A 25,571-nucleotide genomic window follows, 5' to 3' on the forward strand; every position below is an offset into this window, starting at 1 on the left:
CCATGACCCGGGTCGATCAGGTCGTGGCGAGGCCGCCTGCACACCACGTGCAGGCAGCGGAAGAGGGCGGCCATCGGCGGACGGTCCGCGCGCGGAGCCTTCGGTGCACCGGCAGTGCTGCCATCGTCGTTCCCGGCAGGCAGCACCGGGGCGGAACGTGGCTGGCAGTGACGGCGGGCCGAGGCCCGGCGTGCGGTCCGTTGCCTTCCACGCCCCGCCCGAGGGCAGTGACCGTGGACGGCGACGATGGCCGCTGGGGCTTGCGCCCCGGGTGTTGCTTCAAGTCATGACGTGACAGGTCATGTGGTTGGAGTGGGAGTCGAACCCACGACAGACGGAATCAGGATCCGTTGCTCTACCCGACTGAGCTATCCAGTGGTGAACCGCGCGGAATCGAACCGCGTGCCGGCGAACCGGCGCCTGCCTCCAGCAGGCGATCCAGGCGATGGCATGTCCGCGACCTCCGGCATACGCCACGGCAACGCCGCGCGCACCAGCCCGTAGTTGAAACGGGACCGTTGGTAGTCGAGGGTGCAGGCCACCGACATTATCGGCGAGCGATAATGTTTGGTTGCGATGCAGATAATGTCCAGGCGTTGCCATGCACGCGGAGAAAATCCTCCGGCACGGCAGAAAAACCTGGATCAGTGAGCGGCGGGTCGCCGCGCGGGGTGCAGTTCTGGCATCGCGGGTCCTTGTGCCGACGCAAACGAAAACGCCCCCGGGACTTGCGTTCCGAGGGCGTCGTCAGGCCTCGGAGATCGGGGTGGCCGATCTCCGCAGGGCGGGCATCAGGCCGTTGTCAGCTGGTCTTCCTTGCCGAACGCACACGCCGGCCGGTCCATGCGCAGGCATGGCAGCAGTTTGGCGATGGCGACGGAATGCGCGTTCAAGGGAAGTTTCCAGTGGGTGTTGAAACGAGGTGCGCACGATAAACCACGATTTAGTCGCGCGCAACCATTTTGTTGAATTATTTCCTTCTTTACCGCGCGATGCCGGCCAGCGACCGGCACTACCTGACTGTGTCATGCCGGCCAGCGGCCGGCACTACCGGGTCTCATGATTCGGCGCTGGCGGCATCCAGCTGCGCGACATCCTGCACGCTCAGCGATACGTTCGCTGCGGCCAGCAGGTCGTGCAGCTGTTCGACGCTGGTGGCGCTGACGATCGGCGCAGTGATCGACGGCCGCGCGATCTGCCAGGCCAGTGCGATCTGCGCAGCGCTGGCGCTGTGCTTGCTGGCTACGTCATCCAGCGCCTGCAGGATGTCCAGGCCGCGCGGGTTCAGATAGCGCTTCACTACCGTCTCGCCACGTGCCGGACTCTTGGCCGCATCGGCCGGCGTGCGGTACTTGCCGCTGAGGAAGCCACTGGCCAGCGCGTAGTAGCCGATCACGCCGATCTGCTCGCGCTGCACCAGCGGTTCCAGTTCCTTTTCGTAGCCGGCGCGGTCGTACAGGTTGTACTCCGGCTGCAGGGTTTCGTAACGCGGCAACTTGTAGTCGGTGGACACCTTCAGCGCATCGGCCAGGCGCGTGGCGCTGTAGTTGGAAGCACCGATCGCACGCACCTTGCCGGCCTCGATCAGGCGGCCGAACGTGGCCAGCGTGGCTTCCAGCGGCGTCGACTCGTCATCCTCGTGGGCCTGGTACAGATCGATCACGTCGGTCTGCAGCCGGCGCAGCGAATCCTCGACCGCCGCATTGATGTTGTCCGGAGTCAGGCCGGGGCGTTCGGCCCACTTGGCCACCTTGGTCGCCAGCACCACCTTGTCGCGCTTGCCGCTGCGGGCGAACCACTTGCCGATCAGCGTTTCCGATTCCCCGCCCGAATTGCCCGGCACCCAGGCCGAGTAAACGTCGGCGGTGTCGACCAGGTTGAAGCCGGCATCGACGAAGGCATCGAGCAGGGCGAAGCTGGCCTTCTCATCGGCGCTCCAGCCGAACACGTTGCCACCGAAGGCGAGCGGACGTACATGCAGGCCGGAACGGCCCAGTTCGCGGGTTGCCGTCATGGGCACGGACTCCTTGGGGGAAGTGTTCCAGAATAGAACGCGATGTGTGACCGTGCTGCGGCGACGACCACAAAACAGTGTTCCGCGACGCGCACGCCGCTAACGTTTTGTGAACACCTGGGACGCTGCGACTGCTAGTCTCGCCGCATCTTCCGCTGGAGTCGTCCCGATGATGCCTGCTTCGTCCCTGCGTGGTTGCCGCCTGCTGCTTGCTTCGGCCCTGCTTGCTGCTGTTCCTGCGTTCGCCGCACCGGCCACGGTGGCACCGGCGAAGATCCAGGTCTTGCCGGCCATCGATGCGGCGGTAAAGGCGCCCACCCGCGATGCCAACAACGTCAAGCGCGATGGCTTCCGCCATCCGGCACAGACGCTGTCGTTCTTCAAGGTAGCGCCGGAAAAGACCGTCATCGAGATCACCCCCGGCAACGGCTGGTATTCGGAAATCCTGGCGCCGCTGCTGCATGACAAGGGCCGATACGTCGCCGCCGTGGTCGACCCAATGACCGTGCCCGAAGGCCGCGGCCGTGACTACCAGCAGCGCAGCCGCGACAGCCTGGAAAAGAAGTACGCCGGTGCACCCGCGCAGTTCGGAAAGACTGCCGTGGTCGCCTACGATCCGGCCAAGCCGGTGTTCGGCCCGGCCAATTCAGCCGATGTGGTGCTGACCTTCCGCAACGTGCACAACTGGCGCAAGGCCGGCCAGGCGCAGGCCATGTTCCAGGGCTTCTTCAACGTGCTCAAGCCGGGTGGCGTGCTGGGTGTGGTCGAGCATCGCGCCGAGGCCGACGTGGCCGACGACGATGACACCGGCTATGTCGGCCAGCAGCAGGTGATCGCAATGGCCGAGGCCGCCGGCTTCAAGCTGGACGCGCGCAGCGAGGTCAACGCCAACCCGCGCGACACCAAGGACCACCCCAACGGCGTGTGGACGCTGCCGCCGACCAACCAGCACGACAAGGCCGATGATGCGAAGTACCAGGCGATCGGTGAAAGCGACCGCATGACCCTGCGCTTCATCAAGCCGTAAGGGGGGCATGCGCTGACCCTGTAGAGCCGAGCCCACGCTCGGCTCATCGCGCGCAGCGCGACAGGGAACAACAGCAGCCGAGCATGGGCTCGGCTCTACAGGGACGTGGCGCGTGGCGCGGCGTGGGACAATGCCTTACCCGCCGCCCGCCATGCCTGCAATGCTGATCGCCTTCAACAAGCCCTTCAACGTGCTCTGCCAGTTCACCGACCGCAGCGTGCCGCCGCGGCCGACCCTGGCCGGGTTCGGCCTGCCGCCGCGCGTGTATGCCGCCGGCCGCCTGGACCATGACAGCGAGGGCCTGCTGCTGCTGACCGACAACGGCACGCTGGCGCACAAGCTCACCGACCCCAGGCACAAGGCCGACAAGACCTACTGGGTGCAGGTGGAAGGCACGCCCGGTGACGAGCAGCTGCAACAGCTGCGCGATGGCGTTGTGCTCAACGATGGACCGACCCTGCCGGCGAAGATCGAGCGCCTCGACCCGGCGCCGACGCTGTGGACGCGCGATCCGCCGGTACGTTTCCGCAAGACCGTGCCGGACAGCTGGCTGGCGATCACGATCCGCGAGGGCCGCAACCGCCAGGTGCGGCGGATGACTGCAGCGGTGAACCTGCCGACGTTGCGACTGGTGCGGGTGTCGATGGGACCGTACCGGCTGGAGGACCTGCAGCCCGGGCAGTGGCGGCAGATCGGTTGAAACAGAAAGGGCCGGATACCTCGCGGCATCCGGCCCTGGCTCGGGGTCAGATCCCTTCCGCAGGAAGGGCTCTGACCCGGTCGGTCACACTCACGCGTCGCTGCCGATATCGCTGTGCTCGTCCACGACGGTGTCGTTGCGGCGGTCACGCGCGCTGATGCGCTGCGCCTGCCCATTCACCACGTGGCCATTGGCGGCCTTCTTCTTCTGCTGCTTGCGGTACAGCGCATAGCCGAGCAGGCCAACACCCACCGCAGCAGCGGCCACGGCCACGGCCGGATTGCGGCGCACGAACTTGGTCGCGGCCTTGCCGCCGGTCTTCACTGCGCCGATGGCGGCGCCGGTCTTGATCCAGTCCGCATTGCGCAGGCTGCCACCGGCGCTCTTCAGGCCATCGCCGGCGGTGTGGGCCAGCTCCAGGGCGCGCTCCAGGGCGCGGTCGGTGATTACGGTCAGCTTGCTCATGCGGGGGTCCTTTGCCTCGGGTCGAAGTCCAGTGTCGCGCGTTGCCCGTAAACGGTATGTCAGCCGGGGACGCACGTGGTGTGACTCTACCGCAGCCATTCAGGATCAGGCAGGGTGGGGGCGGATCCCTTTCTTTTGGGAAAGGGCGCTGACCCCGGCGCGGTGTATGGGGTCAGAGCCCACTGCGATGCAATGGGATCCGACCCCGCCCTCAGGTTCCGCGCGGCTTTGCCCGGTGCGTGGCCGTGGCTGTCCACGGATCATCCGGCCATGGATGGCGCGGGTAACGGCCCTTCATTTCCTTTTTCACTTCGGCGTAGGTGTTTTCCCAGAAGTTGCGCAGGTCCTGGGTGACCTGCAGCGGGCGGCCGCCGGGGGAGAGCAGGTGCAGGGTCAGCGGCACGCGGCCATCGGCGATGCGCGGCGTGTCGGCCAGGCCGAACAGTTCCTGCAGTTTCACCGCCAGCACCGGCGGCAGCGGATCACCACTCTCGCTGTCCAACGCGTAGGTGATCGGCCGCTCCAGCCCGGACGGCACGGTGATGCGGGTCGGCGCATTGCGCTCAACCAGCTGCCGTTGTGACCATTCCAGCGGCGACTTCAGTGCCTCGCCGAAACTGGCCTCATCCAGCGCGTCCAGGCGGCTCTTGCCGGCGAACGCGGGTTGCAGCCACTGCGCGCGCGTGGCCAGCAGGGCGTTGTCGCTGCAGTCGGGCAGGCCGAGCTCCGGCATCCAGCGCCGCAGCGATTCGACCCGTGCCTGCCACTGGCGCAGGCCTTCGGTCCACGGCAAGGCGTGCAGGCCGAGTTCGGCTACCGCATCGGTCAGCGCCTGCGCGGCATGCTGCGGATCGACCCGCCCGGCCGAGCGGCTGTCGAGCACGATGCGGTCGAAACGGGTCTCGCGCAGCGCCACCAGGGCGCGGCGTTCGCTGTCCCAACGCACTACGTCTTCGGTGACGAAGCGCTCCGGCCACGCCTTGCGCAGAGCACTTTCATCCACCGGTGCGGCACGTAGCAACAACGCATCGCGCGCTTCGAAGCGCAGTTCGCTGGCCACCAGCCAGGGCTCGCCGCGCAGGTCGCTCAGTTCGTGCAGGCGCGCGCTGCGGCCATTGGCCAGCAGGTAGCGCAGAGGATCGCTGGGATGCTGGAAGCCAATTCGATCGGGAAAGGCATGAGCGAGCAGGTCGCCCAGCTCATGGGCCTCGATGCTGGCCGGCGGCGTGGCTTCGCAGCGCAGGCGGCGACGCCACTGCTTGGCGGCGGCATCGATCGCGGCCAGCCCGCTGCGGTTGGCATCGCCCGGTGTGCGGCCATTGCGGAACGCGGCCAGTGCGCGCCAGCGGGCCGCCAGGGCGTCGCCGCCCTGGCGCAACGGGTCGCGCGCCTCCAGCAGCGCGGCCAGGTCGGCAGCCAGCGCCTGGGCGCGGGCATCGGGCGCTGCCAGCAGCATCGCCGCCATCCGTGGATGCGTGCCCAGCGCCAGCACACGCCGGCCCAGTTCGGTGATCGCGCCACTGCTGGACAGGGCGCCGAGCCGCTGCAGCAGTTCGCGCGCCGCGCCCATCGGACCCGCCGGGGGCGGATCGAGGAAGCGCAGATCGCTGCTGCCCCAGGCCGCCAGTTCCAGTGCCAGTCCGGCCAGTTCCACCTGGTCGATTTCGGCGCGGCGCTGCGGTTCCAGCCGCTGCGACTGTGGCCACAGCCGCCAGGCCACGCCCTCGGCGACGCGGCCGGCGCGGCCCGCGCGCTGGTCGGCCGATGCCTGCGCGATGGCCACCACGTCCAGCCGGGTGAAACCACTGTTGGGGTCGTAGCGCGGTTCGCGTGCCTGGCCGCTGTCGATCACCACGCGCACGCCGGGCAACGTCACCGACGACTCGGCGACGTTGGTCGCCAGCACCACGCGCCGGCGGCCATCGCTGGCCACCTGAAGTACGCGCGCCTGTTGTTCCACGGGCAGTTCACCGTGCAGCGCCAGGACCTCGACATCGCCATTGAGCGATTCCTGCAGGCCCGCCTGCACCCGCGCGATCTCGCGCTGGCCGGGCAGGAACACCAGCAGGTCACCGGGGTGCTCGGCCAGGGCCTGCTGCACCGCGCGGCGCACCTGCAGTTCCAGCGCCTCATCGCGGCGCGCCGGGAAATGGCTGATCGCCACCGGGTAGCTGCGGCCCTCGCTGCTCAGCCGCGGCGCATCGAGAAAACGTGCCAGCCGCTCGCCGTCCAGCGTGGCCGACATCACCACCAGGCGCAGGTCATCGCGCAGCTGCGCCTGCACATCCAGCGCCAGCGCCAGGCCGAGGTCGCCGCTGAGATGGCGCTCGTGGAATTCGTCGAACAGGATCGCACCGACCTCTTCCAGCATCGGGTCGTCCTGCAGCATGCGGGTCAGGATGCCTTCGGTGACGACCTCGATGCGCGTGCGCGCCGAAACCTTGTTTTCGAAGCGGATGCGGTAGCCGACCGTGCCACCGACCTCCTCGCCCAGCTGCCGCGCCATGAACAGCGCGGCGCTGCGGGCGGCGACCCGCCGTGGTTCCAGCAGGATGATCTTGCGGCGCTGCAGCCACGGTGCGTCGAGCAGTGCCAGTGGCACCTGGGTGGTCTTGCCGGCACCGGGCGGGGCCTCCAGCACCAGTCGCGACTGTGTGGCCAGGTGTTGCTGGATCTGCGGCAACAGCGGGGAAATCGGGAAGAGCGGGGCGGTCATGTGCAAAGGATAAGGGGGCACGGCGGGCGCAGGTACAATGCGCGGGCACTTTTCCCCCGCGATGACCATGCACCTGATCGATATCGGCGCCAACCTGACCCACGACTCCTTCGACCGCGACCGCGATGCCGTGCTGGACCGCGCGCGCCAGGCCGGCGTGGTGCAGATGGTCATCACCGGCGCCAGCCGCGAGCACTCGCCGTTGGCCCTGCAGTTGGCCCAGCAGCACCCCGGCTTCCTGTACGCCACCGCCGGCGTGCACCCGCACCACGCGGTGGAATACACCGAGGAATGCGATGCCGAGATGCGCGCGCTGCACGCGCATCCGGAAGTGGTGGCGGTGGGGGAGTGCGGGCTGGACTACTTCCGTGACTTCTCGCCGCGCCCGGCGCAGCACCGCGCGTTCGAGCGCCAGCTGCAGCTGGCCGCGGACAACGGCAAGCCGCTGTTCCTGCACCAGCGCGACGCGCATGCCGACTTCATGGCACAGATGAAGAACTTCGAAGGTCGCATCGGCCCGGCGGTGGTGCATTGCTTCACCGGCGAACGCGATGAGCTGTTCGATTACCTGGACCAGGACTGGTACATCGGCATCACCGGTTGGCTGTGCGACGAACGCCGTGGCGCGCACCTGCGCGAACTGGTGAAGAACATCCCGGCCAACCGCCTGATGATCGAGACCGACGCGCCGTACCTGCTGCCGCGCACGCTGAAGCCGATGCCGAAGGACCGGCGCAACGAGCCGATGTTCCTGTCGCACATCGTGGAAGAGCTGGCACGTGACCGTGGCGAGGACGTTGCGGTGACCGCGGCCAATGCCACGGCGGCCGCCCGCGCGTTCTTCCGCCTGCCCGACGCGGGTTGATGGTAGTGCCGGCCGCTGGCCGGCAGCACATCTTGATTGCCGGCCAGCGGCCGGCACTACCGAAGCAGGTCGCGCAGGCCCTCACGGTAGCTGGGGAACCTCGGCTCCCAGCCCAATGCTTCACGCGTGCCACGGCTGTCGATGCGCTTGTTGCTCTCGTAGAAGCGCCGCAGCGTCGGGCTCAGTGCCGGGTCATCCCAGGCCACGGCGGGCGGCAGCGCAAACCCGCCCAGCTTCGCGGCGAAGGCCAGCACATCCTGCGGCGGTGCAGGCTCGTCGTCGCTGGGCAGGTAGAGACCCTGCCGGGCCGGTCGCCGCATTGCGGCGATGATGACGGTTGCCAGGTCATCCACGTGCAGTCGGTTGAACACCTGGCCCGGGCGAACCACGTGGCGCGCACGCCCCTGCGCCAACTGCACCAGCGCATTGCGACCCGGCCCGTACAGGCCGGGCAGGCGGAACACCGCCGAGGCGATGCTGCGTTGTCCGGCCAGTGCACGCCACTGTGCTTCCGCGAGCAGGCGCTGCACACCAGCCGCTTCAGTGGCGTCGGCCGCGCTGCGCTCGTCGATCCAACCGCCGGCGCGGTCGGCATACACCGAGGTCGACGACAGATAGCCGACCCAGCGCAATGCCGGGCTGGCCTGCAGCGCGGGCAGCAGCAGGCGCAGTGCCGGGTCGCCCTCCGCGTCGGGCGGCACGCTGCACAGCACGGCATCGGCCTGCGCGATCTCATCGAGCAGGGCAGGCGACGGTGGCGTGTCGGCGTGCAGCTGATGCCGTGGCAGGCCATCGTCCGGCGCGAACGAGGGATCGCGCACCGTGCCGGCCACGCCTACGCCGTGCGCCTGCAGCTGCGCGGCCAGCACGCGTCCGCTCCAGCCCAGCCCGAGAATCAGTACCCGCGCGGGCAATGGGCTGGCCTGCAAGGCGGGACTCACGCGACCCGCAGTGCCTGGTAGGCCTGCAGGCTGCTGTAGGCAACCTGCAGCAGCAGGGCTTCCTGATCAGCCCTGCGCGCACGCACCAGCATGTCGCCAACAATCTGTTCGGCCTCCACCTGCTGGCCGGCCTCCAGATCACGCAGCATCGAGGCCTTCAACGCCGAGCCGGCCTGGGTCAGCGTGCCGCGCGCAGTGTCCTGCGCTGCCTCCGGAACCGGTTCACCGGCGGCTTCGGCGATGGCCAGGCACTCGTCGTAAAGGCCACGTACGATCGCCTCGCCATCATCGGTGGCGACGATGGTGCCGATATCCGCACGCAGCAGGCAGGTGGCTGCGGCCAGCGCGGTCAGGAAGGTGTACTTGATCCAATGTTCCTGGCCGATGCGCTCGCTGGCCAGGTGATCAAGGTTGGCCTTCGCGCAGACCGCAGCGAAGGCGCGCACGCGCGCGGAGATCGCGCCGCCGTCGCGCTCGCCGAAGGTGAGCTTGGCCGGCTTGCCCAGATGCAGCACCGCGCCATCGGGTGCCTTGGTGGCGCTGATGAAGCACAGGCCGCCGAGCACCGCGTCGCGGCCAAAGCGCAGATCCAGTGCGTTGTAGTGGTGCAGGCCGTTGAGGATCGGCAGCACGGTGGTGTTCGCGCCGACTGCCGGGGCGATGGCATCGATCGAACTGTCCAGGTCGTAGGCCTTGCAGCTGAGGATGACCAGGTCGAAGGGCTTCTGCGCGGCCAGTGCGGGCAGTGCATCAGCCGTGACGTGCTGAACCGGGAAACGCGCATCACCCAGTGGGCTGCGGATGACCAGGCCATCATGGTCCAGCTGCGCGGCGCGCGCGGGGCGCACGAGGAAGGTCACGTCCACGCCGGCCTGGGCCAGGCGGCCACCGAAGTAACCGCCGGTACCGCCGGCGCCGAGGATCAGGATGCGCATTGCACGTTCACCGTTTTCTGGGGGGAATCAGAACTGCGATTGTGCCGGAGATTGCAGGCAAAAAAGAGCCGAGCATAGGCTCGGCTCTACAGACTGCTGCATCCACGCATGGCGTGGATCTGGTGTTGCCGGCCAGCGGCCGGCACTACCACGCAGGTCTCAGCTGCGCATGCCCACGCCACGGCGCAGCAGCCACAGGGCCAGCGCCGTCAGCACCACCACGAAACCGATCATCAGGCCGTAGGCCACCGGCAGCGGCACATCGCTGCTACCCAGCAGGCCATAGCGGAACGCGTTGACCATGTAGAAGATCGGGTTCGCGTGCGTGGCCGCTTCGGCCCAGCCCGGCAGCAGCTTCACCGAATAGAACACGCCACCCAGGTAGGTCAGCGGGGTCAGGATGAAGGTCGGCACGATCGCCACGTCATCGAACTTCTTCGCATACACCGCATTGATGAATCCGGCCAGCGAGAAGATCGTCGCGCCGAGGATCACCGTGGTCAGCATCACGATCGGATGCGGGATTCGCACCGGGGTAAAGAACATCGCGATGATCAGCACGATCACGCCGACCATCAGGCCGCGCAGCACGGCACCGGCCACGTAGCCCCACAGGATCACCCAGTTCGGCATCGGGCTGACCAGCAGTTCTTCGACGTGGCGGCCGAACTTGGCACCGAAGAACGAGGAACTGATGTTGCCGTAGCTGTTCTGGATCACGCTCATCATCACCAGGCCCGGCACGATGAACTGCATGTAGGTGTAGCCGCCCATGTCACCCACGCGCGACCCGATCAGGTTGCCGAAGATCAGGAAGTACAGGGTCATGGTGATCGCCGGCGGCACCAGGGTCTGGCCCCAGATGCGCATGATGCGGGCGACTTCGCGGCGCACGATGGTCATCAGCGCGATGCGGTTGCGCTGGCCGTCGGTCAGCTCGGTGGTGCTCATGCAGGCTTCTCCATGTTGCCGGTGAGGCGCACGAACAGCTCCTCCAGGCGGTTGCTCTTGGTACGCATCGAACGCACGCGGATGCCGGACTCGCTCAGCGTAGCGAACACGCGGTTGAGGTCCATCGCGCGTGGCATGTCGATGTCCAGCGTGTGCGGGTCCGGCGCGGTCAGCGTCGCGCCCTCGATCACCGGCAGCTGCGCCGGCAGGTCACCGTCGATGTCCAGCAGGAAGCCTTCCACGTCCAGCTTGGCCAGCAGGGTGCGCATCGGCCCCTGCTCGACGATCTGGCCATGGTTGATGATCGCCAGGTGGCGGCACAGGTACTCGGCTTCTTCCAGGTAGTGCGTGGTGAGGATGATCGTGGTGCCGGCAGCGTTGATCTCCTTCAGCACGCGCCACATGTCGCGGCGGATCTCGATGTCCACGCCGGCGGTCGGCTCATCCAGGATCAGCAGGCGCGGGCGGGTCATCATCGCGCGGGCGATCATCAGCCGGCGCTTCATGCCGCCGGACAGCGTGCGGCTCATCACCTGGGCCTTTTCCCACAGGTGCGCGCGCTTCAGCTCTTCCTCGGCGCGCTGCTCGGCTTCCTCGCGCGGCACGCCGTAGAACCCGGCGTAGTTCACCAGGATGTCGAAGGGCTTTTCGAACAGGTTGAAATTGATCTCCTGCGGCACCAGCCCGATCAGGCGCATGGTGGCGCTGCGGTTGCGCACCAGGTCGCTGCCGAACACTTCCACCTGGCCCTCGCTGAGGTTGACCAGGGAGCTGATGATGCCGATCAGGGTCGACTTGCCCGCCCCGTTGGGGCCGAGCAGGGCGAAGAAGTCGCCCGGGGCCACTTCCAGGGAAACGCCCTTCAGGGCCTGGGTGCCGTTGTCATAAGTCTTGCGCAGGTCGCGCACGCGCAGGGCGGGCGCCGTATCGTTCTGGGATGCCAAGCTCGAAGCCTTCGCGCCCATGGGCTGGCGCTGGAGAGGGGCGGGGAGGGGCTATTATAGAAGACCCCGAGGGCTTGCCCCGGCTACACACTGTCCCGAAAAGTCGTGCCTGTTCAATTCCCCCTCAAGCTGGTCGGCTGCCGCATGCTGGCCCCGACCGTCGGCCACTACCAGTTCGTGCGTGACGATGGGCAGCCTCTGGATTTCCAGCCCGGCCAGTTCATCCAGGTCCATTTCAGCTACGCCGACGGCACCGAAACCAAGCGCAGCTACTCGCTGGCGACCATCCACGACCATGCGCTGGGCCCGGGCGAGGCGGTGGACATCGCGGTCAGTTTCGTGCCCGGTGGCGCCGCCACGGCCCTGTTCGAGGCGCTGGAGCAGGGCAGCCAGATCAGTGCGTCCGGCCCCTATGGCCGGTTCTGCCTGAATCCCGGTGACCACAACGCCCGTTACCTGCTGATCGCCACCGGTACCGGCGTTACCCCGTACCGCTCGATGCTGCCGCTGCTGGAGAAGGCCATGGCCGAACGCGGCGTGCAGATCGTGCTGCTGCAGGGCGCGCGCAGCCCGGGCGAGCTGCTGTACAGCGAAGATTTCTACAGCTTCGCCGAAAAGCACGCGAACTTCCGCTATGTTCCGTGCCTGTCGCGTGAACTCCCGGCTGATCCGCACCCGGACGTACAGCACGGCTACGTGCAGCAGGCGCTGGCCGGCTTCACGCCGGACCCGGCCACCGACATCGCCTACCTGTGCGGCAACCCGGACATGGTCGATGCCTGCGCCGAGCTGCTGAAGGCCGCCGGCCTGGGCAACCCGCAGATCCGCCGCGAGAAGTACGTCAGCAGCAAGTAGGCCCGGGTGGTGCCGGCCGTTGGCCGGCAACCCCATGAACCCCGGTAGTGCCGGCCGCTGGCCGGCACCCCCCCGCAAACCGGAGGCGGCACCACGCCGCCCCCGGTGCCCGGCCTCAGTACGCGATCCAGGCGTCACGCCAGGCAGAGCCGGTGCCCGGGCGGTAGGGTTCGGCATTGACGTTGCACCACGCGCCCTCCGGGAACGGGCGGCAGGCGTAGAATTTGCCGTCGGCGCCCTTGACCACGGTTTCGCCCGGCGTGTAGCTGCCGATACCGTCCGGATACACGAAGTCATAGTCGCCCGGTGGCGGATCGACCGGATCCGGCAGCTGCGTGTCGAGCTGGAAGCGATGGCCCGGCTTCAGGTAGACGCGGTTCTCGGTGGCCGAGGCGATGGGAGTGATGATTCCGTTCTTCAGCACGCCCACCCGGGCATGCTGGGCAGAAGCGTTGACCTGGTGGGCCAGCGCCAGCGGCCATTGCGTGGCGGAGGTCTGCCCGGTGGCGAGGGTGATCTTCGGGCTTTCCAGGTCATTGCCGTTGGCGTTGAACACGCGCAGGGTCAGGGTGGTACCGGTCTCCAGGTCACCCCGCGCGGTGATGGCCCCAGCGTCCTCCCACTCTGGTGGCGGAATGATGTCACCGCCTTCGAAACGTACGTCGGCACAGGTATAGAACGCTTCCTTCGAATCCGAGCGTTGCCAGGTGTTGTAGATGATGTGCTGGCCAGTACGCTTGGGCAGTGGGCAATCGAGTCGGTAGATGCCGTTGGCATCCTCGTCCACGTGACCCAGCGAGCAGAACTGCTCCAGATCGTCCCAACGCAGCGGGCTGCCCGGTTGCCAACCTTCGCGGGTTACATAGAAGACCCAGTCTCGGGTCTTGTGCGGAGCCGATGCGAGGTACTCAAAGGTGTAGCGACCGCGGGCATCGGCGCGGATCGGGCTGGTCGACCAGTCCGTGCGATTGAGGTTCATGCCGCGGTACTTTGCATTGCCGCCGCTGCACAGTTCGCCATCAGGCACGACCTGGCGATGGTTGCCGTCAGCCTCGGCCTGGTTGATGCCGGCCCAGTCGTAGAAGGGCTGCGCGCCACCGATGGCCTTGGCTGCCGCACAGGCCGCATTGGTCGGATTCTCGGGGTTGGCCTGACGGCAGGCGTAGATGCGGCTGATCGGCTTGGAAAGGGTGCCGTGGGCCTGGGCCTCCTGTGAGGCGAAGAGAGCTGCGCACAGGGAGGCAGCAACTGCTGCAAGTAGGTGGGCTTGCATCGATGACGTCCTTTGACGCGTGGAAGACCCGCCGAGTTTCCACGCAGCATAGAGCGTCCTCCATTCAACGGTTCCTAAAAAAACGAGGCTGGGAACCCATCGCCTTTTTCCATGCGACCGCCATCGCAAGAAGCGTCATGCAGGAGGGGTGGCACCGAAGTGCCACCCCCGTCGAGTTCAGTACGCGATCCAGGCATCACGCCAGGCAAAGCCGGTGCCCGGGCGATAGGCATCGGCGTTGATGTTGCACCACGCACCTTCCGGGAACGGACGGCAGGCGTACAGCTTGCCGTCGGTGCCCTTCACCACGGTCTCGCCAGGCTTGTAGCTGCCGAGGCCGGCCGGATACACGAAGTCGAAATCGCCACCCGGCGGATCGACCGGATCAACCGGGCCCGGAATCTGGGTTTCCAGTTCAAAGCGGTTGCCTGGCTTCAGGTAGACGCGGTTCTCGGTGGCGGACGCCACCGGCGTGATCACGCCGTTCTTCATCACGCCGACGCGGGCGTGCTGGGCACTGCCGTTGACCTTGCGGGCCAGCGCCATCGGCCACTGTGCCGGAGCGGTCTGGCCAGCAGCCAGGGTGATTTCCGGGCGCTCCAGATCGTTGCCGTTGGCATTGAACACGCGCAGGGTCAGCGTGGTGCCTGCCTCCAGCGCACCGCGGGCGGTGACCGGGCCGGCATCCTGCCACTGCGGCGGCGGAATCACGCCATTGCCGCCTTCGAATCGCACGTCCATGCAGGTGTAGAACGCTTCACCCGAATCCGAACGCTGCCAGGTGTTGTAGATGATGTGCTGGCCACTGCGCTTGGGCAGCGGGCAATCCAGCTTGTAGGTCTTGCCATCCACCGGCACGTTGCCCAGGGTGCAGAACTCCTGCAGGTCGGCCCAGCGCAGCGGGCTGCCCGGCTGCCAGCCCTCACGGGTGACATAGAACTTCCACTCGCGGGTGGCATGCGGGGCCGGGGCATAGAATTCGAAGGTGTAGCGGCCACGCGCGTCGGCGCGGATCGGCGTGGTCGGCCAGTCCGTGCGGTTCAGGTCGAGCCCGCGGTACTTGGGAATGCTGGCACTGCACAGCTCGCCGTCGCGCACCAGTTCACGATGGTTGCCATTGGCATTGCCGTGCGCAATCGCGCTCCAGTCGTAGAACGGCTGCGCGCCGCCAATGGCCTTGGCGGCGGCGCAGGCCGGGTTGGTCGGGTTTTCCGGATTGCCCTCGTGGCACTGCTTCACGCGGCTGAGCGGCTTGGTCATGGTGCCGTGGGCGAAGGCGCTGCCGGACAGGGCCAGGCCGGCAACGACGGACAGTGCGAGGACTGCCCGGTGGGACAGGTGCATGCAGAGACTCCTTTGCGAGGTATGGGAAACCCCATGAAGTCTTCACATGCAGACAGGCCGGCAATATCGGACAAGTTTGATTTCAGTGGCTGTCGTGCCTGATCTGCAGCACGCTGCTCAAAGCACTGCGGCTCAGGCAGAAGGCGGCGCGATGCGCACCGCCTTCTACAACGGGTCAGTAGGGCACCCAAGCATCGCGCCATGCACTGCCCATACCGGGGCGATATGCCTCGGCATTGACGTTGCACCACGCCCCTTCCGGGAACGGGCGGCAGGCGTACAGCTTGCCGTCGGTGCCCTTTACCACGGTCTGGCCGGGGACGTAGCTGCCAATGCCTGCGGGGTACACGTGGTCGAAATCACCGCCCGGCGACGGCGTGCCCGCGTCGGGCACCCGGGTGTCGAGCTGGAAGCGGTTGCCGTCCTTCAGGTACACCCGGTTGTCGGTGGCCGAGGCCGCCGGCGTGATCACGCCGTTGCTGAGCACGCCCACGCGTGCGTGCTGCGCACTGGCATTGACCTTGCGTGCCAGCACCAGCGGCCACTGTGCGGCGGCAGTCTGGCCGCTGGCCAGCGTGGCTTCCACGCGTTCGACATCATTGCCGTTGGCATTGAACACGCGCAGCGCCAACGTGGTGCCGACGGGCAGCTCGCCGCGCGCGGTGACCGGGCCGGCATCCTGCCACTGCGTTGCCGGTGCCGTTCCGCCGCCGCCCTGGAAACGCACATCCATGCAGGTATAGAACGCCTCGGTCGAATCCGAGCGCTGCCAGGTGTTGTAGATCACATGCTGGCCGGTGCGCTGCGGCAACGTGCATTGCAGCTTGTAGGTGCCATCGGCCGACAGCGGTGTATTGCCCAGGGTGCAGAACTCCTGCAGGTCGGCCCAGCGCAGCGGGCTGCCCGGCTGCCAGCCTTCGCGGGTGACGAAGAAGCGCCAGTCACGGGTGGCGTGCGGCGCGGTCGCCTTGAACACGAAGGTGAACCTGCCATTGGCATCGGGCTGGATCGGCGTGGTCTGCCAGTCACTGCGGTTCACGTCCAGGCCGCGGAAGGTCGGGTTGTTGCCGCTGCACAGCTTGCCGTCGGGCACCACGGCCTGGTGGTTGCCGTTGGCATTGGCCTGGTTGATGCCGTTCCAGTCGTAGAACGCCTGCGAACCGCCGATGGCCTTGGCGGCGGCACAGGCCGGGTTGGTCGGGTTCTCGGGGTTGCCCTGGAAACAGGCGTAGACGCGGCTGACCGGCGTGGTCATGGTGCCGTGGGCGAACGCGTTGCCGGCCAGGGACAGGCCCGCAGCCACGAACGAGGTAGCCAGCAGCAGCGGTGTGGATCGGAATGACATGGCGCATCCTTGTGGTCGTCGAAAGGGAACGGTGACCGCAGGCGCTGCGCTGCGCAGTGGACTTCCGGCGGCACCACGGCGAGTATCGAGTCGCGATGCAGGCGACGGAACCATCGCAGTGCCGATCCGTGACTGCGCATGTGAAGCCCTTCCCGCAGGCTTCACGCAGGGCTGAACGGATGCGCTGGACGTCACGTGACCGGCGTGGCATCGATCACGTCATGGGGATCACGCTACGCAGTCACGGTACCCACCCGATCTGCCTGGCACGAGAAACAGCCATGCGCCGCGTTGTGCAGCTGGACGAACGCCACCGACGGGTCGGCAAACAGTGCATCCAGGTGGTCGGCCACCTCGGTGCCCGCACAGACCTGGGCACCGCACATCAGCGCGGCGTGGTCATAGGCACGCATCGATATCATCCGGCGCTGCACATACGGGGGCACCTCGCCTGGCGGCAGGACGCAACGGGTCACGCCGCGCTGCACGAAGATCGGGCCGGCGGCGCGATACGGTGAATGCAGCGGCAGGTGGACGTGGGACAGCAGGAGCAGCTCGCTGCCAGGCGCGGGATCGCTCAGGCTGATCCGGCAGGGATGGCCGCCGTTGGCGCCGGCCCAGCGACGCTGGATGCCGAGCGCGGCGAGCGCGCTGTCACTCATCTCGAACAGGTGCAGGAAGGGGCGATGGTCGATGCCACCGAGGTACCACGTGTGCATGAGCGTCTCCTGGGTCTGCGGCGGATTCTGCGCGTGCGCCGGCGGCCGTGCTCGCCGTTTTCAGACCCCGCATTGCCGCCGGGCCGGTGCACTGGCCCATGGGGCGCTGCGGGCCGCCGCCGATGCCGCCCTGTGCCGGCCAAGGCCGAGAGGCGGGACCGCCTGGTCTGCGCGCCGTTGGCTGCGGATTCGTCATTGCCCATCGCCGTCGGCGCGCTGCCCGTGTAAGTTGGGTCACATCTTCCGCGGCAGCCCGTCGTGGTCGACAGGAACGTCCTCCAGGGGAAACGAGCACGATGCAAAGACACCACCTCGCGCTGGCCGGGATGCTGGCCAGCCTGATGCTTGCCGGGTGCAGCCAGCCGACGCCGGCCGACGCCGGAAGCGCCAGCGATGCACCCAGCCGCCGCTTCGGCACGATCGACTTCCAGCCCTGCACACTGTCCACCGAAGGTGCCAGCGCCAACGTGGAGGCGCAGTGCGCCACCCTGCAGGTGCCGGAGGACCGGGCCCAGCCTGACGGTCGCCGGATCGGCCTGCGTGTCGCCTGGCTGGAATCGGGCAGCAGCGGCGCCAGCCAGCCCGACCCGGTGTTCTTCCTGGCCGGCGGCCCCGGCCAAGCGGCCAGCGAGGTGGCGGTCATCGTCGATACTGCACTGCGCCAGGTGCGCAAGCAGCGCGACGTGTTCCTGATCGACCAGCGCGGCACCGGCGGCTCCAACCCGCTCAGCTGCCTGGGCGCGGACGGCAAGCCGCTGCAGGTGGACGAGGATGCCGCGCCTTCCGAGGCATCGCTGCGCGATTACGCCCAGCGCTGCGCCGCATCGCTGCAGGGGCGTGCCGATGCGCGCTTCTACACCACCACCGAGGCGATCGCCGATCTGGATGCGGTGCGTGCGGCGCTCGGTGTGGACCAGCTCAACCTGGTTGGCGGCTCCTACGGTACCCGCGTGGCCCAGCGCTATGCCGGGGCCTATCCGCAGCACACCCGCAGCATCGTCATCGATGGCGTGGTACCGAACGAGCTGGTGGTCGGTGGCGACTTCGCGACCACCTTCGAGGATGCGATCGCCCTGCAGTCGGCGCAGTGCCGCAAGGATGCTGCGTGCAGCAAGCGTTTCCCGACCGATACCCGCGCGCAGCTGCGCAGCGTGGTCGACACCCTGCGCCGTGCACCGGTCTCGGTCGAGTATCGCGACCCGGGCACCAACGCACCCCGGCAGGATGTCCTGACCCCGGACAGCGTGGTCGGCCTTGCCTTCGCCTTCTCCTACGTGCCGCAGTATTCCTCGCTGCTGCCACTGGTGCTGGATGAAGCCGCACACGGGCGCTATGCCCCATTGGCATCGCTGGCGCGCGGCGCGAACCGCAGCATGGATTTCCAGATCAACCGCGGCATGCAGTGGTCGGTGATCTGCAGCGAGGATGCGCCGCGCTACCACGCGCCGGCCGAGGATCCCGAGCGGCTGTTCGGCAACGAAGTGGCCAGTGCGTTCTTCGCGGCCTGCCCGGTGTGGCCGCACCGTCCGGCGCCGGCAACCGATGCCGTGCCGCTGCGCAGCGACGTGCCGGCACTGCTGCTGTCTGGTGAGCTGGACCCGGTGACGCCGCCGCGTTACGCCGCACAGGTGCTCAAGGGCCTGCCCAACGGCCGTGCGCTGGTCGCCCGTGGCCAGGGCCATGGCACGTTGACCGCCGGCTGCATGCCGCGGCTGCTCGGCCAGTTCATCGACAAGACCGATGCCAAGGCGCTGGATGCCGGCTGCCTGGATACGCTGAGCTACGTGCCGGCGTTCACCTCGTTCAACGGATGGGAACCATGATCGTCGCCGACAACCTGCACAAGGCCTTCGATACCCGCACGGGCCGCATTCAGGCGGTCGCCAACGTCGGCTTCCGCGCCGGGGATGGGCTGATCACCGGCCTGCTCGGCCCCAATGGTGCCGGCAAGACCACCACCATGCGCATGCTGTACACACTGATGACGCCCGACCAGGGCAGCATCACTGTCGATGGCATCGATGCCGCCCTCAATCCGGTGGAGGTGCGCCGCCACCTGGGCGTGCTGCCCGATGCGCGTGGCGTCTACAAGCGCCTGACCGCGCGCGAGAACATCGCCTACTTCGGCGAACTGCATGGCCTGTCGGCCGAGCGCATCCGCGAACGCATCGAGGTGCTGTCGCACGCGCTGGACATGGGTGACATCCTCGACCGGCAGACCGATGGTTTCTCGCAGGGCCAGCGCACCAAGACCGCGATTGCCCGCGCGCTGGTGCACGACCCGCGCAACGTCATCCTCGACGAACCGACCAACGGCCTGGATGTGATGACCACGCGCGCGCTGCGCCGCTTCCTGCTGGGCCTGCGCGAAGAGGGGCGCTGCGTGATCCTGTCCAGCCACATCATGCAGGAGGTGGGCGCGTTGTGTGACCACATCGTGATCATCGCCAAGGGCACGGTGATGGCTGCCGGCAGCGCCGACGAGCTGCGTGCGCAGGCCGGCGAAGCCAATCTTGAGGACGCGTTCGTGAAACTGATCGGCAGCGAAGAGGGCCTGCACGCATGAGCATGATGTCGACCCTGATGACGGTGATGCGCAAGGAACTGCGCGACCTGTCGCGTGACCGCCGCACGCTGCTGCTGACCCTGCTGTTCGGGCCGCTGCTGTACCCGGTGCTGCTGCTGGGCATGGGCAAGCTGGCCGAGAGCCGGGTACGCACCCAGATCGAAGAGCCGTTGCAGATCCCGACCATCGGCGCCGGGAACGCGCCGAACCTGGTGCGCTTCCTCGCCGCACAGGGCCTCAATGCCGCACCGGCACCGAAGGACCTGGCCGAGGCCATCCGCACCCAGGACATCGATGTGGCGCTGCGCATCAGCGATGACTTCGGCAAGGACTGGGCCGAGGGCAAGCCGGCGCTGGTGGAGGTGATCAAGGACAGCACGCGTCGCGCGGCCGAAGTACCCAGTGCACGCCTGGAAGCGGCGCTGGCCACCTACAACGGCCAGGTCGGTGCACTGCGCCTGATGGCACGCGGCATCGACGCACAGGTGGCACGCCCGCTGGACGTGGCACGCCAGGACCTGGCCAGTGCCGAAGCCAAGCGCGGCATGATCCTGTCGATGCTGCTGCCGGTACTGCTGACGCTGACCTCGTTCATCGGGGGCGCCTACCTGGTGATGGACGCCACCGCCGGCGAGCGCGAGCGGCAGTCGCTGGAACCCCTGCTGGCCACGCCGGGCTCGCGCAGCGCGATCGTCAGCGGCAAGATCGCCGCCGCCTGCGTGGTCGGTTTCGTGTCGCTGCTGCTGACCCTGGTCGCGTTCAAGGTGAGCGCGCAGATCGCACCCGGCAACATCGGCCGCCAGTTCAACATGAACGTCGGCTCGATGCTGCAGATGTTGCTGGTGATGCTGCCGATGCTGCTGATCGGCACCTCGCTTCTGACCTTCCTGTCGGCCGCAGCCAAGAGCATGAAGGAAGCGCAAAGCCACATGACCTGGCTGATGCTGCTGCCGATGCTGCCTGGCTATGCACTGGTAGCCTATCCGCTGAAGAGCGAGCTGTGGCAGTACGCCGTGCCGTTCCTGTCGCAGAACCAGATGCTGCTGAAGGTGATCCGCCACGAGATCATCACCCCGGCGGTCTGGGCGATCTACCTCGGCGCCAGCCTCGGCCTCGCCGCCGTGCTGTGGTTCGCCGCCGTGCGCCGCTACCACAACGAGCGCCTGGCCATCTCTGGCTGACCAAAAAGGGGACGGAGGGGATTAAGTCGTTTCTGCCTCTCCCGTCCCCTCCTTGCGCGGACGTCCTCGTCCGCGCATCTCCACCGGGCGCCCCAACGTCTGCTCCACCATCCGCAGGAACGCATCGTTCCCCATCGGGCGTTGTCTGGCGCTGTGGTTGCGGATCGCGGGTACGTCGGCGGACGCATTCACATCGCGCAGGAATTCGGCATACAACGTCGCCCTTCCCAGAGCGGTCGCTGCCAGCGCCTCGAACGCGGGATGTTGCGTCAACATCGGATCATCGCGTCGTTGAAGGTTGCCATGCACGCTGGACCACGGGTGATCTTCAGCACTGACAGCAATTCCTGCACGGACGGGATTGCGTTCGATATAGCGGTATACGCTGAGAAGATACGCATCGCTGTCGATCATTGAGGAATGGAAGCGGCCCTGCCACAGAGGTCCACTGCGCCCGTGCCGCTGGTTGAAGGCCTGTACGTAGTTGTTGCCCTGCATGCGCATTGCACCAGCCAGACCCTGCTGTGTGGAGGGCGTGGCCAACAGGTGAACGTGGTTTCCCATCAGGACATAGGCATGCAGTGCGACGTGGTGCTTGAGGAATGCGCTGTGCAACAGATGCAGGAACAGTTGGCGGCCGATGTCGTCGACGAAGATCGCGCCCTTGTTCACACCGCGCTGGATCACGTGATAGGCCTGGCCTGCCAGCATCAGGCGCGCTTGTCGGGGCATCGGATCTGGAGACTGGACGGGGTTTAAGCCTGTCATTGCGGCCGCGAAGCCGGACATCAGGCAACGCCGCGATGCCGTGTCGGAAGAGTCAAAAGCGACTTAATTCCCTCCGTCCCCTTTTGCGTACCGCGCAGGCGTCACCCCCATCTCGCGCTTGAACACGGTGATGAACGCGCTTGGGGTGTCGTATCCCATCGACAGCGCAACGCTGATCACCGGCTCGCCCGCCAGCAGGCGTGGCAGCGACAGCAGCACGCGCAGGCGCTGCCGCCAATGGCCCAGGGTCATGCCTGTTTCGGCCCGCCACCGGCGGGCGAGGCTGCGGCCGGACAGTCCGTTGGCGGCGGCCCACGCTTCGACGCTGCAAAGGTCGTCCGGCGACCGTGCCAGCGCCGCCGCGATCCGCCGCAACCGTCGCTCCTGCGGTTGTGGCAAGGCAAGCGGCAAAGGCGTGCTGGCGGCGATCTCATCGGTGATCACGCCGGCCAGGCGTGCCTGCGCGGCGTCCAGCGCCTGATGTGGCCAACTCAGTGCGCGCATCATCGCCGCCTGCAACAGCACGTTCGGCTGGAAAATGCGCGGCACGGCGGGCAGCTCCAGACAGGCTTCGGCGTTGAAGTACAGGCTCCAGCCATCGAATGCCTCTGCCCCTACCAGGGCGTGGGGCAGCAAGGGCGGTATCCAGGCAACGTGCCCCGCCGGCAGCAACCAGTGCAGATCGCCGGCCTCGATCCGCAGCAGGCCGTGGTGGGCACCCAGCACTTGGCCGCGCACGTGCTGGTGGCGTGCGGTGCGGCGCCGACCCGGCACCCGCAGCTGCGAGGCCAGGACGAGGGGACCGCCTTCGGCGTTCGCCAAAGCGGGGTCAATCAACGTGGGTGATGTCTGATCTGCCATATCCAATGGCAGTTATACGGCAGAAGTGCCAATGGCTGGGCGGCACACTGGACTCCCGATCCCACAGGAGCATCACCCATGCAGCCGCAGGACATCCTTCCCGACCATCAGAACGAGGTGCAGATGAACGGCCTCACCGTGCGCAAGGGCAGCGTCGGCGCCTTCCTCGCCAGCGTCCGTGACTGGCAGGACCCCGCCGGCGATGACGCCACCCGCGCCACCGCCGAAGCCGACCTGCGTGCGCTGCTGCCGGGCCTGCATGCGCTGGGCCTGTTCCAGGTGCTGGACGCGCGCGATCCGGAACTGCAGCGCCTGATCGACAGCCTCGCCTGAAACGAACACGGCCCGGACATGCCGGGCCGTGTCGTCATTACGGGTCGGAAACGACTTAATCCCCTCCGTCTCCTTTTCGTGGTCAGCTGCCGCCCGGGGCGAACACCAGGGTGCGGCGGGTGGTGACCGGTGCGCTGACCGGCTCGAAGCGCCAACGCTTGACCGCGTTCATGGCCTCGCGATCGAAGACGCGCGATGGCGTTGCGCGCAGCACACGGGCGTTGGTCACCGAACCGTCGGTGCCGACGGTGATTTCCACCAGCACTTCGCCGGAGGTGCCTGCGCGCAGCGCCTCGGACGGATAGCGCGGCGCCGGGGTGCTGACCGGGCGCAGGTTCGGCGCCGCAGCGGCCGCCGGAGCTGCGGCCTGGCGTGCGGCGCTGGCCTGCTGGGCGGCAGCCTGCTGCTGCTTCTGCTCGGCTTCGCGGCGGGCCGCAGCCTGGCGCTCGGCTTCCTGGCGCTCGTTGTCGCGGCGGGCAGCGTCCTGCTGGGCAGCGATCTGCTTGGCTGCGTCGGCTTCCTTGGCACGCTGCTCGGCCAGGCGCTGCTGTTCGGTCTGCTGCTTGCTGCGGTCCTCGGCGTCCTTCTTCGCCTTCTCGGCTTCGGCCTCGGTGCGCTTGGCCGCGTTCTGCACGCCCTTGGCCAGGCCGTCCTTCAGGCGCGGCAACGCCGGCGCAGAGGCGTCCACCTTCTCGATCAGTGCCACCAGGCGCTGCGCTTCGGTGTAGTCCTCGCGGCCCAGGTGCTGTTCGGCGGCGATCAGGGTGTAGGGCAGCAGATCGGTCAGTGCGCTCTTCACCGAGGCGTCGTCCGGCGTCTTGTCGCGCAGGGCAAGGTAGTACTCGATGGCGTTGTCGCCGGCCGGCGCGTACATGCGGTTCTCGCGCAGGGCCTGGCTGGCCGACTCACGCAGCTGCTCGGTGCCCATCGACTGCACCTTGGCGGCAACCACCGGTGCGGCCGGTGCAGCGGCGGTGGGTGCGGCGGCCGGGGCCGGTGCGGCGGTTTCCTCCTTGCCCGAGCAGGCAGCCAGTGCCAGTGCCAGGGCAACCGGCAGCCACCGGCGCGCGGCGGTGATCGTTGAGACGTGCGACATCCTGCTCCCCTCTAGAAGACGACGTGACGTAAATCATTGATATGCATGGCCGGGACCTGCGGTCCGGGCGCGGCAGGGTGACGTTTCCCGACGCCACCGCCGGCAACGGCGAGGGTGCAATCTAGCATCCCGGCCGCCGCCGCGTACAAGAGCAGTGGCCGGGATGGGCAACGGCGGCCGTGCCGTTGCCGGCGCCGACCTCAGTGGTCGTGCGCCTTGTCGTGCGACTTGCTGTGGCCGTTGGACATCAGCTTGTCGGTCCAGGCGATGCCGATCGCCGACAGGATGAACACGCAGTGGATGATGGTCTGCCACAGCACGCCTTCCTGAGTCAGCATCGAGCAGCGGGCGACACCGATGTTGGCGGCGGCCACGCTCATCTGCTCCGGCGTGCACAGCGGGATGCCATTCAGTGCGCCACTGGCGATGAAGGTCTTCAGCAGGTGGATCGAGGAGATGCCGATGATCGCCATCGCCAGCTTCACTTTCAGCACGCTGGCATTGACGTGGCTCAGCCATTCCGGCTGGTCCGGGTGGCCTTCCAGGCGCAGGCGCGAGACGAAGGTCTCATAGCCGCCGACGATCACCATCACCAGCAGGTTGGAGATCATCACCACGTCGATCAGGCCCAGCACGATCAGCATGATCTGCTGCTCGCCCATCGACACCGAATGCGAGATCAGGTGCCACAGTTCCTTGCCGAACAGGAACACGTAGACGCACTGCGCCACGATCAGGCCCAGGTACAGCGGCAGCTGCAGCCAGCGCGAGGCGAAGATCAGCGTGGACAACGGGGAGAGCGGCGGGCGGTTTGCACTCATGCGGGGGATGCTGCGTTTCGGGGGAGAGGCGAGGTTACCGGCCCGCCATGACGGTGCCAACCCAACTCACGCACTAGACTTCAGGTTCCTTTCCGCACCCCGAGCCGACGCCATGATCGACCTGTATTACTGGCCCACCCCGAACGGCCATAAAGTGACCCTGCTGTTGGAGGAAACCGGCCTGGAGTACCGCATCCACCCGGTCAACATCGGCTCGGGCGACCAGTTCAAGCCGGAATTCCTCGCCATTTCGCCCAACAACAAGATGCCGGCCATCGTCGACCACGCCCCAGTCGATGGCGGCGCCCCGCAGAGCGTGTTCGAGTCCGGCGCGATCCTGCTGTACCTGGCCGAGAAGACCGGCCGCTTCCTGCCCAGCGACCCGCGCGGCCGCGTCACCACCCTGGAATGGCTGTTCTGGCAGATGGCGGGCCTGGGCCCGATGAGCGGCCAGATGGGGCATTTCAATGTGTATGCCCCGGAAAAGATCCCGTATGCGATCGAGCGCTATGACAACGAAGTGCGCCGCCTGCACGGGGTGATGGACAAGCGCCTGGCCCAGCACGCCTTCCTGGCCGGCGACGCGTACACCATCGCCGACATGGCCAGCTACCCGTGGATCGGCGCCTACGACAAGCTGCCGGTGGACTTCGCCGCGTTCCCGAACCTCAAGCGCTGGCACGAGTCCATCGCCGCGCGCCCGGCCACCCAGCGCGCCTATGCGCTGCGCCAGCAGGTGAACCCGAACGCCGGCAAGCCGCTCAGCGACGAAGAGCGCAAGCATCTGTTCGGCCAGCGCTGACCCCGGCATCTGAAGGTGGGTGCCGACCGTTGGTCGGCACTCGTCCGCA

At 67.4% G+C, this 25,571-nt stretch carries 24 protein-coding genes and 1 tRNA gene; 9 read left to right on the forward strand and 16 right to left on the reverse strand.

The annotated features are described in order from the left end of the window. Nucleotides 1-304: 304 nt before the first annotated feature. A tRNA-Gln gene (locus tag AC5P7S_RS00245) sits at nt 305-375 on the reverse strand. Between the two features lie 682 nt (nt 376-1,057). Continuing rightward, nucleotides 1,058-2,014, reverse strand: a complete 957-nt coding sequence (locus AC5P7S_RS00250) for an aldo/keto reductase (RefSeq protein ID WP_095378238.1) — start codon at nt 2,012-2,014, stop codon at nt 1,058-1,060. Nucleotides 2,015-2,183: 169 nt separating this feature from the next. Between AC5P7S_RS00250 and AC5P7S_RS00255 the strand changes: the two genes are divergently transcribed. Beyond that, the gene (locus tag AC5P7S_RS00255) at nt 2,184-3,041 is read left to right on the forward strand and encodes a class I SAM-dependent methyltransferase (RefSeq protein WP_005420254.1); all 858 of its coding nucleotides are present in this window, start codon (nt 2,184-2,186) and stop codon (nt 3,039-3,041) included. Nucleotides 3,042-3,201: 160 nt separating this feature from the next. Then, nucleotides 3,202-3,741, forward strand: coding sequence for a pseudouridine synthase (locus AC5P7S_RS00260; protein WP_005420252.1), 540 nt, complete (start codon nt 3,202-3,204; stop codon nt 3,739-3,741). Between the two features lie 90 nt (nt 3,742-3,831). On the opposite strand, the gene AC5P7S_RS00265 is transcribed toward AC5P7S_RS00260, so the two are convergent. Together AC5P7S_RS00265 and hrpB are read right to left on the reverse strand one after the other, a co-directional pair. After that, entirely contained in the window at nt 3,832-4,206 is a 375-nt protein-coding gene (locus tag AC5P7S_RS00265) for a hypothetical protein (protein WP_005420251.1), read from the reverse strand. Nucleotides 4,207-4,417: 211 nt separating this feature from the next. Then, nucleotides 4,418-6,922: an ATP-dependent helicase HrpB gene (gene hrpB / locus AC5P7S_RS00270; RefSeq protein ID WP_095378237.1), complete on the reverse strand. Its 2,505-nt coding sequence runs from the start codon at nt 6,920-6,922 to the stop codon at nt 4,418-4,420. Nucleotides 6,923-6,989: 67 nt separating this feature from the next. Between hrpB and AC5P7S_RS00275 the strand changes: the two genes are divergently transcribed. Further along, nucleotides 6,990-7,787, forward strand: coding sequence for a TatD family hydrolase (locus AC5P7S_RS00275; protein ID WP_005420232.1), 798 nt, complete (start codon nt 6,990-6,992; stop codon nt 7,785-7,787). A gap of 56 nt (nt 7,788-7,843) precedes the next feature. Here the strand turns inward: AC5P7S_RS00275 and AC5P7S_RS00280 are convergent, their stop codons facing one another. The 4 genes from AC5P7S_RS00280 to AC5P7S_RS00295 all read right to left on the reverse strand — a co-directional run bounded on the left by AC5P7S_RS00280 (nt 7,844) and on the right by AC5P7S_RS00295 (nt 11,579). Further along, nucleotides 7,844-8,728 (reverse strand): NAD-dependent epimerase/dehydratase family protein, encoded by an 885-nt coding sequence (locus AC5P7S_RS00280; RefSeq protein WP_095378236.1) that lies wholly within the window; start codon nt 8,726-8,728, stop codon nt 7,844-7,846. Next, nucleotides 8,725-9,663 carry a 2-dehydropantoate 2-reductase gene (gene panE / locus AC5P7S_RS00285; RefSeq protein ID WP_095378235.1) on the reverse strand — a complete coding sequence of 313 codons (939 nt, stop codon included), beginning with the start codon at nt 9,661-9,663 and terminating at the stop codon, nt 8,725-8,727. Before panE ends, AC5P7S_RS00280 begins: the two co-directional genes overlap by 4 nt. Nucleotides 9,664-9,822: 159 nt before the next feature. Further along, the gene (locus tag AC5P7S_RS00290; RefSeq protein ID WP_005420226.1) at nt 9,823-10,614 is read right to left on the reverse strand and encodes an ABC transporter permease; all 792 of its coding nucleotides are present in this window, start codon (nt 10,612-10,614) and stop codon (nt 9,823-9,825) included. Continuing rightward, a complete protein-coding gene (locus tag AC5P7S_RS00295; RefSeq protein WP_170944938.1) occupies nt 10,611-11,579 on the reverse strand; it encodes an ABC transporter ATP-binding protein in 969 nt (322 codons plus the stop codon). The genes AC5P7S_RS00290 and AC5P7S_RS00295 overlap by 4 nt, the downstream gene beginning before the upstream one ends. An 84-nt stretch (nt 11,580-11,663) precedes the next feature. Here AC5P7S_RS00295 and AC5P7S_RS00300 point away from each other — a divergent pair, with 84 nt between their 5' ends. Continuing rightward, a complete protein-coding gene (locus AC5P7S_RS00300; protein WP_072168039.1) occupies nt 11,664-12,413 on the forward strand; it encodes a ferredoxin--NADP reductase in 750 nt (249 codons plus the stop codon). A 115-nt stretch (nt 12,414-12,528) separates the two neighbouring features. On the opposite strand, the gene AC5P7S_RS00305 is transcribed toward AC5P7S_RS00300, so the two are convergent. From AC5P7S_RS00305 to AC5P7S_RS00320, 4 genes are all read right to left on the reverse strand, one after another. Further along, nucleotides 12,529-13,686, reverse strand: a complete 1,158-nt coding sequence (locus AC5P7S_RS00305) for a lytic polysaccharide monooxygenase (RefSeq protein ID WP_095378234.1) — start codon at nt 13,684-13,686, stop codon at nt 12,529-12,531. A gap of 177 nt (nt 13,687-13,863) precedes the next feature. After that, nucleotides 13,864-15,030, reverse strand: a complete 1,167-nt coding sequence (locus AC5P7S_RS00310; RefSeq protein ID WP_065177863.1) for a lytic polysaccharide monooxygenase — start codon at nt 15,028-15,030, stop codon at nt 13,864-13,866. A 175-nt stretch (nt 15,031-15,205) separates the two neighbouring features. Continuing rightward, nucleotides 15,206-16,375, reverse strand: a complete 1,170-nt coding sequence (locus AC5P7S_RS00315; RefSeq protein ID WP_095378233.1) for a lytic polysaccharide monooxygenase — start codon at nt 16,373-16,375, stop codon at nt 15,206-15,208. A gap of 233 nt (nt 16,376-16,608) precedes the next feature. Further along, on the reverse strand, nt 16,609-17,094 hold the full coding sequence (locus AC5P7S_RS00320) for a DUF1203 domain-containing protein (RefSeq protein WP_005420217.1): 486 nt from the start codon (nt 17,092-17,094) through the stop codon (nt 16,609-16,611). Between the two features lie 296 nt (nt 17,095-17,390). On the opposite strand from AC5P7S_RS00320, the gene AC5P7S_RS00325 reads away from it, so the two are divergent. From AC5P7S_RS00325 to AC5P7S_RS00335, 3 genes are read left to right on the forward strand one after another with little or no spacing between them, the layout of a single operon-like run. Then, a complete protein-coding gene (locus tag AC5P7S_RS00325) occupies nt 17,391-18,917 on the forward strand; it encodes an alpha/beta hydrolase (protein ID WP_053496784.1) in 1,527 nt (508 codons plus the stop codon). Continuing rightward, nucleotides 18,914-19,660, forward strand: a complete 747-nt coding sequence (locus AC5P7S_RS00330; protein WP_005420209.1) for an ABC transporter ATP-binding protein — start codon at nt 18,914-18,916, stop codon at nt 19,658-19,660. Before AC5P7S_RS00325 ends, AC5P7S_RS00330 begins: the two co-directional genes overlap by 4 nt. Then, nucleotides 19,657-20,841, forward strand: coding sequence for an ABC transporter permease (locus tag AC5P7S_RS00335; RefSeq protein ID WP_069138817.1), 1,185 nt, complete (start codon nt 19,657-19,659; stop codon nt 20,839-20,841). Before AC5P7S_RS00330 ends, AC5P7S_RS00335 begins: the two co-directional genes overlap by 4 nt. 21 nt (nt 20,842-20,862) lie before the next feature. Here the strand turns inward: AC5P7S_RS00335 and AC5P7S_RS00340 are convergent, their stop codons facing one another. After that, nucleotides 20,863-21,573, reverse strand: a complete 711-nt coding sequence (locus AC5P7S_RS00340) for a transposase (protein ID WP_095378232.1) — start codon at nt 21,571-21,573, stop codon at nt 20,863-20,865. Nucleotides 21,574-21,672: 99 nt separating this feature from the next. Beyond that, nucleotides 21,673-22,470, reverse strand: coding sequence for an AraC family transcriptional regulator (locus AC5P7S_RS00345; protein ID WP_095378231.1), 798 nt, complete (start codon nt 22,468-22,470; stop codon nt 21,673-21,675). A gap of 78 nt (nt 22,471-22,548) precedes the next feature. On the opposite strand from AC5P7S_RS00345, the gene AC5P7S_RS00350 reads away from it, so the two are divergent. After that, complete coding sequence (locus tag AC5P7S_RS00350; RefSeq protein ID WP_095378230.1) at nt 22,549-22,803, forward strand: hypothetical protein; 255 nt, start codon at nt 22,549-22,551, stop codon at nt 22,801-22,803. Between the two features lie 82 nt (nt 22,804-22,885). Here the strand turns inward: AC5P7S_RS00350 and AC5P7S_RS00355 are convergent, their stop codons facing one another. Both AC5P7S_RS00355 and AC5P7S_RS00360 read right to left on the reverse strand, forming a co-directional pair. Next, nucleotides 22,886-23,899, reverse strand: a complete 1,014-nt coding sequence (locus AC5P7S_RS00355; protein WP_061478999.1) for an energy transducer TonB — start codon at nt 23,897-23,899, stop codon at nt 22,886-22,888. Nucleotides 23,900-24,099: 200 nt separating this feature from the next. After that, nucleotides 24,100-24,720, reverse strand: a complete 621-nt coding sequence (locus AC5P7S_RS00360) for a TIGR00645 family protein (RefSeq protein WP_065177871.1) — start codon at nt 24,718-24,720, stop codon at nt 24,100-24,102. Between the two features lie 112 nt (nt 24,721-24,832). On the opposite strand from AC5P7S_RS00360, the gene AC5P7S_RS00365 reads away from it, so the two are divergent. Further along, nucleotides 24,833-25,522, forward strand: coding sequence for a glutathione binding-like protein (locus AC5P7S_RS00365; RefSeq protein ID WP_095378229.1), 690 nt, complete (start codon nt 24,833-24,835; stop codon nt 25,520-25,522). The last annotated feature ends 49 nt before the right edge of the window (nt 25,523-25,571 follow it).

The organism is Stenotrophomonas sp. YJH_SMC_32, from assembly GCF_059369975.1.